This is a genomic window from Roseimarinus sediminis (genome assembly GCF_050433125.1).
In the GTDB taxonomy this organism is placed as follows: domain Bacteria; phylum Bacteroidota; class Bacteroidia; order Bacteroidales; family Prolixibacteraceae; genus Roseimarinus; species Roseimarinus sediminis.
In genome coordinates, this window is the sequence record NZ_JBNPXV010000001.1 from 295,243 (window position 1) to 308,208 (window position 12,966).

Consider the following 12,966-nt stretch of genomic DNA (forward strand, 5'->3'; position numbering starts at 1 on the left):
TTACTTTAAGTGCTTTCGAGTTCAGCAGCGGGATCCCAGAATACTTTATCAAAACCGATAATCTGATCATCTTCAATTGTGATTCCTTCGGCTTCAAGCAATTCCTGCATGACATAAGTACCTCCAAAGAAGTTTTTACCGCTTAAAAAGCCATTTCGGTTGACGACCCTGTGTGCCGGAATTACTTCAGCCTGCGTATGCGATGCGTTCATGGCCCAGCCCACCATGCGAGCCGATCGCTGCATCCCGAGATAGCGGGCAATGGCGCCATAGCTGCTTACACGCCCGGGAGGTATACGTTTTACTACTTCGTACACATTGGTGAAAAAATCGTCTTTCATAAGCCTGGTTCAGTTTGTATCCATTTGAAAACGAAGTTGATTCAGCTGGTTTTCTATTTCGGGATATTGCCCGGCCGAATAAGTGGCTTTCAAATCGGCTCCTGCTATGCGAGCTAATTGCTGCCAGAAAAAGGCCCGGCCATAACTACGATAGGTGCAGAGCAAATCGAAAGGCGTTTGCCCCAGTTCACGATGAATCAGTAATAACAACAGTTTTCCCTGCCGAAGGTTAAGCATGAGCACCTGTTTGAAGTATTTCTGCTTAATTTCATTTTCAAAATTCTTAAGAAAGGCTTCTTTTTCTGCCTTGCCAGTTAGTGCTTGTAGTTGATGATTGGCCTGCCGGTATTCGTAAACAACGGTTTGCACCAGCGGCCAAACCAGCTCCAGATCGGTATTGAGCTGCTTTAGGGCAGTTGAAGGTTCCGATGCCCGACCCGTGAAGGGTAAGCAAAATACAAGCAGCCAAAGATACAGTTTTACACTTCCGATCATGGTGAGTTCCTATTTTCTGGGTTGAGCAGTTCGATGATGCGAAGATAGGATTCGTACCTTTTTTCTTCAATTTTTTCGATGGCCAATTTTTTCGAATGTTCCATTCCTCCATAATAATAGCGCTGTATCCATGGAAAAAGCCCGATAAAGGCATCCAAAAATGAATAGAGACTTACCACCCGGTAGGCGATGAATACCAAGCCACCAATAAGCAGCATAGAATTAAGCCCTTCTTTAACGGCACCTGAACTGAATTGTCCCAGGCCCGGTAAAAAGGCACTCATAATGTAGGCCCTGTTGGGATGATAGCGGCGGGGATAACGGTACACCTTGTCGAATTCGTTATTTAAAAGCACGAGCAATGAATCAGACGGACCGAAGTCTTGAAGCAGCAGCTTAAATTCATCAAAGGCCAGAGCGTCTTCGTGTAAACCCCAGTGGGCGATGCCCTTTAAAAAGTGTTTGTTGGCGCTTTGCATGGCGATCCGGCTTTCTTTAAAATTGTATAATTCGCTGATGCATAAAACGAATTGCTCCTGCATTAACAGGCAAAATGCCTTTTCAAGCACCGCCTCATTTTTCAGGCTGTCGCTGACAGAAAACTGATAAGTCTTGTCGAAGAATTGAGCAGCCAGCCCGTAGTTTCCCATCTGAAAATAACACTGTGCAATTCTGAACAAGAGGATGTCGCGGGGCTGATAAGCAAAATAATAAGCCCGGTTGTACTCCTTTGAAGCGATGTCGTAGTTTCCCAATTCGAACTGTTTTTCGGCCAGTTGAAATACATCGTTCACTGTTTGCGCCTGCAAATTAAGTGCAAGAATCAGGCTAACGAGCGATATCCAAAAGTTCTTCAGTTTCATGAATAAATTGGTGTTCAAGTTCGTCGTTGTATCTCACTGCTGCCCTGTTTCCTCCGTAAATGTTCGCAGCATAATAACTCACGGCCAATCCACCTGCAATCCAGGGATACACTTTTTCGGGACCGTATTTATTAAAAGCCCGGTAAGCAAAAAAACCGGTCGATGCTGTAAAGAGAAGCGAAACGGCACCGTCGCCCCAGTTTCCACAATACGCTTTGCCGCTTCCGGGCAGTATGACCGACATGAGTGTGGCCAGCCAGGGCTTTTTACGCGGTGCATGATAACTCTTTGCAGCAATAGCACTTAAGCCTGCGAGGGTGTAATTATTGACTGGTTCCAATCGCTGACTTAACTGATAGGCAGCTTCCCAATTCTTCAGCATTAAATAGCTGCCAAGCTGGTAGGCCGTTTGCTCACTCAGACTGATGTCCTGTTCAAGCACTTCCAGCGTCTTTTCAAAATTATTCCCGGCCATCAGTAAGCTGATGTATTCCTTCTTAAAGGCATCGTCCATTTGACCAATCTGTTGAAGACTGTAAGCCTCGAAGTACAATTCAGCTTTGTGGTAATTTTTTAGTTTGCGGTACGATTTTAAAAGCAACAGACTGGTGTTATCATCGCTTGTGCAAAAAAACTGAATGCGTTCGATTTCATGCACTGCCAGCTCATATTGTGCGGTGTTAAACAGGTAGGCAGCAAAATTGCGGGAGTTTTCACAATCGTAAAGGTTGCTCTGAGCTTTTGCGCTAAAAACATTTCCTGCAAGCAGCAATACAAGGAGTTTAATCAAGCGGGTCATAAAGCAGGCCGGTTTTCAGATTGTAAGCATATTGGTTTTTTGCAGCAAAGGGATGGCAGCGGGTGAGCCGGTCAAAGGTAAGCAGCCATGCCAGTGGAAACGACTTGCGCTGAAAGGCCTGAATGGCATACACCGAACACGAAGGTGAAAATACGCATGAATTCATGTCCTGCGACGAAACGAAACTTTTATACGTTTTGAATAAAAGGGCAGCACTCGCTTCCAGTTCATTGGTGCTGCGCTGGAAGTAAACATTGTAATTGCTTTTTTCTGCCGGACGAAACAGCTCACTTAAAAGTTCGTGCTTGTCCTTCTTCTGGGCCATGAGCCCACATGAAAGCAGCAGGAAGGATAGCAACAAAATATTTGGTTTATAATTCATAATTGTAAAGTGCATCGTTTCCGGCAAGGTTGATTTTCAGATTGTCGAGCTGTATGATTTGATAAATGCTTCCCTTTTCAAGATAAGTGGCAAGAAGAATTTCGGTGGGAAGAATAAAACCATCCACCTCACGATAGTGTTTTAGTAGCTGACGATTCATTACTTTTCCTTCACCATCAATCATGGTCATTGAGTAAAGTTGTTTATTTCGGGTAGCCACAATGACCTTCGAAACAAGCGGCCTGAGCTGATCCGGGGCAAGCCAGGTGGTGATCACCAGATCGTCTTTTCTTTCAATTCCGGATGCCGTAAAATTGTTTTCATTCAATCCAAAATCAGTAAAATTTCCGCTAAGCATAAAATGAAATACGGATTGTTCGGGGATAAGAAAACTGCTGCGCCTTTCCTTTAATTCATGGTTATTGAAGATATACATGCTGGTATCGCAGAGAATTACCTGTTCCTTTTGTGGAAAGGTAAAATCGAAAACGATTTTTTGATAGTTCTTGTCGTAATAGATTTTGCCTTTGCTGACCTGAAAAGTTGAATCAGCCAGCCGGGTTCTGGTAACGATGTCGGCACTCATGCGGTAGGCAAACTGAGCCAAGGTGCTACCTTCGGCCAGTAAAAAAATCAATACTATTAAAAGAATTTTGCGCATAACGAATATTAAAGCACAGCCTGTAAGTACCTTCTTTAGTTAAATAAAGCAAGCCCTTACTGGCCGGCATTGTGGGCCGGTTGTGAAGTAAGGGCCTGAAAAGTTGTTTTATCAAACGATTAAAAAGCCAGCAGTCCGCCACCAAAAAGTAAACTGCTCACCAGGCATCCCCAGGCCGATTTGGTGATTTGTCCGCTGTCGAAATCGGTGGTTAAACCCACGACCAGCATGCCCACCACATTGAACAAACAGCCCCATAAAAAGGCGCCAACAATGGGTGGTTCAGCCGAACCGGCGTTCATGGCAATGGCTGCCGATGAGCTTACATTCGCAATCAGCTCGCTGTTGCTCTCTTCCAGATCGGCATACGATAATTCACTGTTGTCCTCCAGAGCCAGCATAAGCTCATTTACCTCGTCGAAGGCACTGTAGATTTCCGCCTCGTCAAAATCGGCCAGCACGGCCGCTTCTGCATCGGGAAGCGAATTGGACACACTGTTGTAGGCCAGCGTGGGTACGCTGAACATGATGATGGCCAGTAAGCCGCAAAATACCCTGAGTAGCATCTTTTTCATCGCATTTGTTTTTAAGTAAATGAATAGGCGGGTAGCAATCGGTTGGTCGTGAAGCATGCCTGTTCCGGCTGATAAGGATCACAATTGCCCTTTCATCACGACTTTCGATTATTACCTTGTATAAAAATATGTTAATCTAACTGCTTTTCAAATAGTTTGCAGTTAAATACCGGCTATTTTGAATTATTTTAAGCTAATAACAGAAGACAGAAGACAGCAGGAAGGGTTGCAGGATTACCCGAAAAAGCAGGAATAATGAATAAAATGCGGCTACATTTAAAAACAGTGACCCGGCAAGAACTTTGTCTTAGCGGGTCACTGTTCAACAATGATGTATAAGGTCCACAAAAATTTCTGTGGCTTAAAACAAGCGCTTAAAACCAACCAGATTTTTCACTTCTTCGAGTGTTTTTTGTGCCGATTCGCGTGCTTTTTCTGCTCCCATACGGGCTACTTTGGCCAGGTAGGCGTCGTCTTCAAGGATGTCGATAATGCGCTCCCTTATGGGTTCGGTGTATTTGATAATGTCTTCGGCCAGTTGTTTTTTCAAATCGCCGTACCTGATTTCACAGTTGTTGTATTGCATGTCAAAATGAGCCACGGTATCGGGTGTCGATACAATTTTCAGCAGGGTAAAAAGGTTTTCAACCGGTTCGGGTTTGCTACTGTTGGGTTCGCTTGGACCGGCATCGGTGACGGCGCGCATTACTTTTTTGCGGATCGATTTTGGATCTTCATATAAATTGATGGCATTGCCTTCCGACTTGCCCATTTTGCCACTTCCGTCGAGCCCGGGGACTTTAATCATGTCGGCTCCGTCGAAGGTAAAGGGACGCGGAATGGGGAAGCATTCAGCATTGTACATTCTGTTAAAGCGTTTGGCAAATTTACGCGCCATTTCAAGGTTTTGCTCCTGGTCTTTACCTACCGGCACAAAATGCGCTTTGTGAATAATGATGTCGGCTGCCATGAGTACAGGGTAGGTGAGCAAACCAGCATTGACATTTTCGGGTTGCTTGCGGGCTTTCTCCTTGAACGAAGTCGTACGCTCCAGTTCTCCCAGGTAGGCGTTCATATTCAATATGGTGTACAACTCGTTGACCTCGGGTACATCGCTCTGAATAAAGATGGTCGATTTTTCGGGATCAATACCACAGGCAAGGTATTCGGCCAACACCTGTTTTACTCCGCTCTGAAGATTTCCGGGCGTAGGATGGGTGGTGAGCGAGTGAATATCGGCAATAAAAAAATAGCAATTAAAATCATCCTGCATGCGGATAAAATTCTGCACTGCACCAAAATAATTTCCCAAATGCAAATATCCTGTCGGCCTGATGCCGCTCACTACTGTTGGCTTGTTCATCCCTCTGATTGTTTGAATTTTGTAAATGCGCAACAAAAATATAAAAATCTGCAACAATAAGCCGAAGCTTTTCTGCGAATCTCCGGTTCATCGTCCCTGCAATTGGCTTATAATTTGGGGGGCAAACGGTCTGCGGCTGCAAGCGGCTACCAGCGGCACCTTGTTTCGCAGGGCAGGCAGTCGGCTTCCGCTGGTCGCCACCTGCCTGCCCGCTCAACAACGTTGCCGCCGGCAGCCGGCTTTCCGCCTTCGCCCTGCCCCGGGCGGGATAAGGCTGAGACTGAGGTTAAGGTTGAGGTTAAGGCTGGGTTGAGAAAGAGTAAAGTGCTTAAATGTTTCAGAAAAAGGGACGAAGGTGTTGCAGTTTTCTTTGTCAGGGGAGCAAGCTCTTCCTAATTTCTTGTTTTTTATTCCCAGTTCACTTTTTTACTAAACTTCATTCGTTTCACGCACAAGAATTAACTTGTTACATGCCCAGATGCTGAATCCATCGCATCAGCTGCACATCGTACAGGCGATAGTATCTTTTGCCATCTTCGTCCCACAGACTGCAGATCATTTCTTTCTTCATCAGCGACTTTAGCGAACGGAGCACGGCTGCCGATGATTCGAGCTGGTACCTGCCGATGAAATCTTTTGAGGTTACAGCGTAAATACGCGTTTCAGACGCTACCGCTTTTAAAAGTTTCCATTGCGCGGGCGTGAGCAATTCGCGGATGTTATAAAAAATGGCATCCTGTTCTTTCAGTAGTTTTTCGGCTTCCGATTTCCAAACCTCTGTTGTAACCGCAGGATGATCGGCCATGTAAATTCTGCTGCAAAGCTGCTGTACATAAAAAGTGTGCGTCAGGTTCCAGTCAAGAATTTCAGTCGCCACTTCATTGTTTATTTTTCTCTTTCGGGAAGTGAATTTTTCTACAATGAAGCGGGCATAGACCGATTTTTCGATGGGCTTTAGTTCCATGATCGATGTACTTCTAAAAAAGGGCTTTTGCGGATTGGTAAAAAGCTGATTCATGACATGGTATTCACTGCCCGAAAAAATGAAAACGACATTCTTTAGGCTTTGTACAATGGTGCGTAACCATGCTTCACAGTTTTTTTCACTGTACGATAAAATCTGTTGAAACTCATCGATGGCAATAATACTTGTAAATTCCTGGTCTTCGAGCAGGGAAAACAAACTGCTGATTTCGGTTTTTACATCTTCGGTCCTGCTGATGTCGAACGATACTTTCATGTTGCCACTCAGCTGATCGAAACTCAGGTTAGGCCTTATCGATTGGATAAAACTCCATATTTTTTTTCCTACCGAACTTTTTTGAGGAATGGCCTTGATAATAGCAGTGGCAAGAATATTCAAAAAATCAGACAAACTTTCTGTGTGCAGAATATCGAGATAAATCCCTTTGTAGTCCTGATCAAGTGTATAAAAAAAATGTTGGATCAGTCCCGTCTTTCCCATTCTTCTGATCGACATGATCGTAGTCGACTGCCCCGATGAAGCATTGTTAAGCAATGCTTTCAGTTCTTCTTCACGGTCGCAAAAATATTCAGGTCCGTGATATCCGGTTACCGGGAACAAAATTGCTTTTTTCATTTTTTTCACTGTTAAACATTCCAAAGATAGGCAACCTTTTTCGGGTAACAAAATGTTAGTAACAAAATGTTACTTAAAAGTAGGTGTGGTGTTGTTACTATTGAACGAGGAGAAAGCAGACAAGAGCAGGGCTAGTAAAAACAGAAAACGGACAACAACGGGCAAGCTGAATGGTTTATAAATCAGCAAATCCGTGTTGTCCGTACCCTCAATTAAAATTCAATAATAATCCCCAGAGTTGGTAAAAGTGTTCCACTACGGTTTTCAATGCGTTTTAAATCATAGCGAGTACCATTGTCGAGGGTAAGGGGTACACCGTTTTCGTCGGTTTGGCGTACCACAATGTCCTGGCTTTCGGCCTGAAAATTATAGGCATTCTGAATGTCGATATAAAACTTGGCTGTTAGTTTTTCGAGATAGAAGGCTTTGTCGACTCTCAGATCGAGCTGATGAAAGGCAGAAAAACGTTCTGCATTCAGGCGGTTGTAATCGAGATAGGGGCCACCATTCACCTTCCAGGCTTCAACGATCGATGTTTTTTCAATATCGTAAGGAGTATAAGGCAAACCGCCTACCAGACGCCACTTTGCTCCAATGCTCCAGTCCTTTTTCATTTTGTAGGTTACAAACGAAGTGAGCAGGTGCTTACTGTCCCAGGTTGTGGGGATGTATTCATCGGTATTGGCTTGTTTAAATTCGCTTCTTACGAGGGTATACGAAATGTTACCGTTCAGATTTTTCTGGTTGTTGATGCGGGCAAAAATTTCCATTCCGTAGGCACGGCCTTCGGCAATCGAAAGCACTTCTTCGTCGCCCAGCACACCATAGTCGGCCCCTTTGTTTGCCAGTGGTATGTTGTCGTTAATTGAGTAGGGATATTGATCGTAGGTTTTCAAAAAGCCTTCGATTGAAAGCTGAATCACCTGTTTGGGGCGGTATTCAAATCCGGCAATGTAGTGATTGGTTCCAATGTATTTCAGATCGTTGTTTTTGTTTACAAATTCGTCATTTACCTGAAAACCTAGCGAAGTGTATGGCGGCAACTGATAGTAGCGCCCAATGTTTCCGTTAAAGCTGAGCTGATCACTGAAATTGTAGGCCACCGAAAAACGGGGCGAAAACTGTTCCAGCGGGTTGTTCATGCTGGTCGAGTAATTGTTTCCGTCGAAACGGGTTCCCAGCGAAAGAATCAGCTGATCGGCCAACAGGTTTTTACTGGCCTGAGCAAAAAGGCCATATTTAAAAAGCCGCAGGTCTGTATCGTAGTTAATCTCAACCGGAAAGCCATCGTAGAAACGTTTTTGGTAGGTGTCGTTGGTGTAGCGAACATAAGCAAAATCGCCTCCGTAGTTGAATTTGAAACCATTGACACGGTTGGTGTTTTCAATTCTTAACTTGTTTTCAATTTCCCACGATTTGTAATTAAGTACTAAGTTGTCGGGATCCGATTCGTCATTTTCAAAATATTTGTACGATTCGTTGTTGAGCATGTTCCGGCTTAGGGCAACAGTGCTGAATCCTGTATTGTGAAAATGCTTGTAAACGGCCCCGTTGGTGTAGGTCCATTGTTCGTTTACGGCAATGTTGTTGAGAATAAAATTTTGGAAATCGTCGGGTTCTTCAATGCCTGTATTCAGTTCAAATACATCGATGGCACCAAGGCCAATAAAGGTCAGCTCGTTTTTTTGATCGATCCGTGTTTTCACCTTGAACTGCATGTCGTAAAAGTTAGGCAGGAAGGGGAGCTCAAGTACGCCGAACAGCAATTGCAGGTACGATCGGCGTGCCGATACAATGAAGGTTGTTTTTTCACCAATCGGACCATCGATGGTGGCCGAAACCTCCGATGCTCCCAATGATGCACGGAATTTGAGCTTTTCACTGTTCCCGTCAACCTGGCTGAATTCGAGTACACCACTGAGTGCATCGCTTCGGTTGGCTGGGAAAGCACCCGAATAGTACTTTACTTCGCGAATAAAGTCGGCATTGATGATGCCTACCGGTCCGCCTGATGCACCCTGGGTGGCAAAATGGTTAATATTGGGCACTTCAATTCCGTCGAGGTAGAAAACACTTTCTGAAGGTCCGCCGCCACGAATAATGATGTCGTTTCGGAAAGCAGGGGTGGAGGCAACTCCCGGAAACGACTGGATGACCTTCGAAATGTCGCGGTTGGCTCCCGGGTTGGTTTCAATTTCTCCAACGCCAATACTTTTTAATGATACCGGACTTTCTTCTGTCTTCCGAAAGGGACTGGCCGTTACGGTCACTTCTTCGATGGCCTGATCGGAGGCTTCCATTTTAATTACAATATTGGCAACATTGGCATTGCTCACTTCTACTTCATCCGAAACGGCATCCTTGTATCCGACAAATGATGTATTCAAACGGATAAATCCGGGTTGCAAGCCAAAAAGTTGAAAATTTCCGTCAAAATCGGTCACCGATCCCAGCGTGGTGCCCATCACCACAACATTAACAAATGGAAGTGGCTCATTGGTGTCGGCATCTACTACCTGCCCTTTTATAACCCCGTTTTGAGCCGAAACGAATAATGCTGAAAGGCTTAATATGATTACTAAAAATATTTTCATCTCCTTATATTCTTTAAGCTGTTATTGCTGAATGCTTGCTGATACTTTGTAAACAATGTTTTTGGCTGTGGTAATCGTTGTAAGGTCGGTGTACAGCGAACCGTCTGCTCCGGCATAATGACTATGTCCTATGGGGTTTAAATAGTAAGCCACATCTTCACTGCTCTGATCAATGGTGACGGCATATACCAGGGCAGGCTGACAAGAGGTTTTGTAATCGGGATCATCGGGATAGCGGCTGTTGTGCCAGTATTCGTTCCAGTCCCATGGTTGATTGATTTCCATTAACAACCTGAATTTTTGTGGCAGCGAAGAGCTGGCCCGGGTCGACAGTTTGAAATTATTTTGCGGTGTGGCTCCCGATATTGCATCGGGTAGGGGCTGCTCAGGTGTTGGCAGATAGGTGCTGCCATCGGCTTTGATACCCCGTTTATGTAACCAGTAGGGAAGGGTGGCCGGACGTTTGGCTTCGCCAGGTTTACTATCCCATTTGCCTTCGCCCAGAGATCCGTGGCCGTAAATGCCAGAGGCAAGGTACCGGGTTACAAAAAGTGTTTCGATGTAATTGCCTTCAAGGTCTTCGAGCCAGAAGGCAAAAGTTGGATGGTTGTGTTCTGCTCCAGCAATAAAACGAATGTCGATGGCAATACCTTTACCTTCAATATTGCTTTCAACTGTGGCCGCTGTTTCCGTATTTATTTTTTTATCAAGGCAGCCGGTTATTAGTAAGGCTGCAGCTATAAAAGCCAGTAATTTTGTTTTCATTTTGTAGTTTTTTTAGACGAAACAAGCATGAAACAATTTTGTTTAAATAATTGAAAAAAATACTTACACAAAATTAAACAAAATTTGCTTGGCTCCTAATTTATTTTAGCAGCTTTCATAAAAGGCATCTTAGAAAAGTTTGCATAAGTGAGCTGTAGATGAATTAGGATGGGAAGGTCAATATTTTAAAAACTGCCGGAATTGATTAAAATAGTACCTTTAAGCAATTTTATAAAGTGATGAACTGGAATCAATTGTTATCGATAAAACGACTGGGTAAACCTTCGTCAGGAAAAATAACGGCCGATAGTCGTACTGAGTTTCAGCGTGACTACGACCGGCTGATTTTTTCATCTCCATTCAGGCGACTGCAGAATAAAACCCAGGTTTTCCCTTTGCCGGGAAGTGTGTTTGTTCACAACCGGCTTACACACAGTCTTGAGGTTGCCAGTGTTGGACGTTCACTGGGTAATATCGTCAGCAATGCCATAAGCGAAAAGGGCGTTGTACATCCTTTGCTTGGAGAAATAGGTTCGGTGGTTGCTGCTGCATGTCTGGCACACGATATGGGAAATCCGCCATTTGGTCATTCGGGTGAAGATGCGATCAAAGAATTTTTTAAAAGTGGGCACGGCCGAAGTATGAAAACCGAGCTTTCAGAGGCCGAATGGAAGGATCTTACTTTGTTCGACGGGAATGCCAATGCTTTTCGTATTCTGAGTCATCAGTTTAAGGGAAGGCGGGCAGGTGGTTTTGCGCTTACCTACACCATGCTGGCTTCCATTGTGAAGTATCCCTATGAATCTCAAGTGGCCGAAAAAGCAAAATTTGGTTTTTTCCAGAGCGAAAAGCAGACCTTTGTTGAAATTGCAGGTGATCTGGGGCTAAAAGCGATCGATGGCAGGGGAGTCAGTTTTGTACGACATCCCCTGGTTTTTTTGGTTGAGGCAGCCGATGATATCTGTTATCAGATCATGGACATCGAAGATGCGCACAAGCTGAAAATTTTAAGTTACGATGAAACCAGGGCACTTTACCTGGCTTTTTACGATCGGGCAAACGATGCTGCAACACTTCGGAATATCGAAAAAACACTGAATGAAGTGACCGATCCGAATGAGCAGATTTCTTACCTGCGGGCGGGTGTAATCAGTCGGCTGGTCACCGAATGTGCCGGGGTATTTGTCGATCATTATGATGCCATCATGGAGGGCAGCTTCAGCGCTTCGCTCATCAAAAACCTGTCGCCGGTAAGTGCCGCGGCCATGAAGAATGTGGTCGAAGTGTCGGTCGAAAGGGTTTATGCCGATTCATCGGTCATTGAAATTGAACTGGCCGGATATAAGATAATCAGTACCATCATGAGTCATTTTATCGATGCGGTAAGCGAAGAAAGCAAGTACGGCAAAAAGCTGTTAAAGCTCTTTCCCGAGCAATTCGTCAGCGATGATGAATCAAAGTATGCACAAATCCAGTCGGTGGTCGATTTTGTTTCGGGCATGACCGACGTGTATGCGCTTGATCTTTACCGCAAGATTACCGGGATCAACTTGCCCGGGATCGGTTAAAAATGGTAACTTTGAACCCCATGGAACACATTGCTAACTTACATAACCTCGAGGAGTTTCAGGATTTTGATCATCTTGATTTCATCGCCAAAGAAGTGGTGGAAGGTTTCATTACCGGATTGCACCGCAGCCCTTTTCATGGTTTCTCGGTTGAATTTTCGGAACACAGGCAATACAACGAAGGAGAATCGACCCGTAATATCGACTGGAAATTGTATGGCCGTTCGGAACGCCTGTATGTGAAACAATTCGAGGAGGAAACCAACCTGCGTTGTCAATTGGTGATCGACACCTCGTCGTCGATGTTGTTTCCCTATACCCCCAAGGGAAAATTTCAAATGAATAAACTGGCTTTTTCGGTTTATTGCAGTGCAGCCATTATTTACATGATGCGCAGGCAGCGTGATGCCTCAGGGCTTAGTCTTTTTTCCGATCAGGTTGATTTTCATGTCGAGCCACGGCTTTCATCGGTTCACCTCGATTTGTTGTACAGCCAGCTGGCCGCTTTATTAAAAAGCGAACAAGGGAAACTCGGGAAAGGAACCAATTCGGTTGAGGTTTTGCATCAAATCGCAGAAAACATCCACAAACGCTCGCTGGTAGTAATTTTCTCCGACATGATCGAGAATGCCGATGCCGATGAAGTTTACCAGGCACTTCAGCATTTAAGGTACAACAAACACGAAGTAGTGCTTTTTCATGTAAGTGACAAAAAGCATGAAGAAAAACTAAGCTATTCGAACAGGCCACACAAGTTCATCGATCTTGAAACGGGGGAGCAGATCAAACTTAAGCCCAACGAGGTAAAGGATGCCTATGCAAAGGCCATGAAAGATTCGGTTGAAGCGCTTCGCCTGCGATGTGGACAGTTTCATATCGACATTATTGAGGCCGACATCAACGATGATTTCAGGCATGTACTTCAATCGTACCTCATTAAGCGCGAAAAACTGGTATAAA

At 44.6% G+C, this 12,966-nt stretch carries 13 protein-coding genes; 2 read left to right on the forward strand and 11 right to left on the reverse strand.

Translation table 11 applies throughout. The features are described 5' to 3' along the window. Positions 1–5: 5 nt before the first annotated feature. The 11 genes from FHS86_RS01255 to FHS86_RS01305 form a co-directional block, all read right to left on the reverse strand. A complete protein-coding gene (locus tag FHS86_RS01255) occupies positions 6–341 on the reverse strand; it encodes an MGMT family protein (RefSeq protein WP_429410294.1) in 336 nt (111 codons plus the stop codon). Between the two features lie 9 nt (positions 342–350). Then, a complete protein-coding gene (locus FHS86_RS01260; RefSeq protein WP_429410296.1) occupies positions 351–836 on the reverse strand; it encodes a DUF4294 domain-containing protein in 486 nt (161 codons plus the stop codon). Then, positions 833–1,699 carry an outer membrane protein assembly factor BamD gene (locus FHS86_RS01265; RefSeq protein ID WP_429410298.1) on the reverse strand — a complete coding sequence of 289 codons (867 nt, stop codon included), beginning with the start codon at positions 1,697–1,699 and terminating at the stop codon, positions 833–835. The genes FHS86_RS01260 and FHS86_RS01265 overlap by 4 nt, the downstream gene beginning before the upstream one ends. Then, entirely contained in the window at positions 1,665–2,498 is an 834-nt protein-coding gene (locus FHS86_RS01270) for a hypothetical protein (RefSeq protein ID WP_429410300.1), read from the reverse strand. The genes FHS86_RS01265 and FHS86_RS01270 overlap by 35 nt, the downstream gene beginning before the upstream one ends. Beyond that, positions 2,482–2,880, reverse strand: coding sequence for a membrane protein insertion efficiency factor YidD (yidD, locus tag FHS86_RS01275; RefSeq protein WP_429410302.1), 399 nt, complete (start codon positions 2,878–2,880; stop codon positions 2,482–2,484). The genes FHS86_RS01270 and yidD overlap by 17 nt, the downstream gene beginning before the upstream one ends. Further along, positions 2,870–3,541 carry a hypothetical protein gene (locus FHS86_RS01280; RefSeq protein ID WP_429410304.1) on the reverse strand — a complete coding sequence of 224 codons (672 nt, stop codon included), beginning with the start codon at positions 3,539–3,541 and terminating at the stop codon, positions 2,870–2,872. The genes yidD and FHS86_RS01280 overlap by 11 nt, the downstream gene beginning before the upstream one ends. Positions 3,542–3,660: 119 nt before the next feature. Next, positions 3,661–4,116, reverse strand: a complete 456-nt coding sequence (locus tag FHS86_RS01285; protein WP_429410306.1) for a hypothetical protein — start codon at positions 4,114–4,116, stop codon at positions 3,661–3,663. 361 nt (positions 4,117–4,477) lie between these two features. Then, positions 4,478–5,479: a tryptophan--tRNA ligase gene (gene trpS, locus FHS86_RS01290; RefSeq protein WP_429410308.1), complete on the reverse strand. Its 1,002-nt coding sequence runs from the start codon at positions 5,477–5,479 to the stop codon at positions 4,478–4,480. 466 nt (positions 5,480–5,945) lie between these two features. Next, positions 5,946–7,079 (reverse strand): AAA family ATPase, encoded by a 1,134-nt coding sequence (locus FHS86_RS01295; RefSeq protein WP_429410310.1) that lies wholly within the window; start codon positions 7,077–7,079, stop codon positions 5,946–5,948. Between the two features lie 212 nt (positions 7,080–7,291). After that, positions 7,292–9,673, reverse strand: coding sequence for a TonB-dependent receptor (locus tag FHS86_RS01300; protein ID WP_429410312.1), 2,382 nt, complete (start codon positions 9,671–9,673; stop codon positions 7,292–7,294). 21 nt (positions 9,674–9,694) lie between these two features. Further along, positions 9,695–10,438 carry a hypothetical protein gene (locus FHS86_RS01305; protein WP_429410314.1) on the reverse strand — a complete coding sequence of 248 codons (744 nt, stop codon included), beginning with the start codon at positions 10,436–10,438 and terminating at the stop codon, positions 9,695–9,697. 239 nt (positions 10,439–10,677) lie between these two features. On the opposite strand from FHS86_RS01305, the gene FHS86_RS01310 reads away from it, so the two are divergent. Both FHS86_RS01310 and FHS86_RS01315 read left to right on the forward strand, forming a co-directional pair. Next, positions 10,678–12,006, forward strand: a complete 1,329-nt coding sequence (locus tag FHS86_RS01310; RefSeq protein WP_429410316.1) for a deoxyguanosinetriphosphate triphosphohydrolase — start codon at positions 10,678–10,680, stop codon at positions 12,004–12,006. Between the two features lie 2 nt (positions 12,007–12,008). Beyond that, positions 12,009–12,965: a DUF58 domain-containing protein gene (locus FHS86_RS01315; protein ID WP_429410318.1), complete on the forward strand. Its 957-nt coding sequence runs from the start codon at positions 12,009–12,011 to the stop codon at positions 12,963–12,965. Position 12,966: the final 1 nt, after the last annotated feature.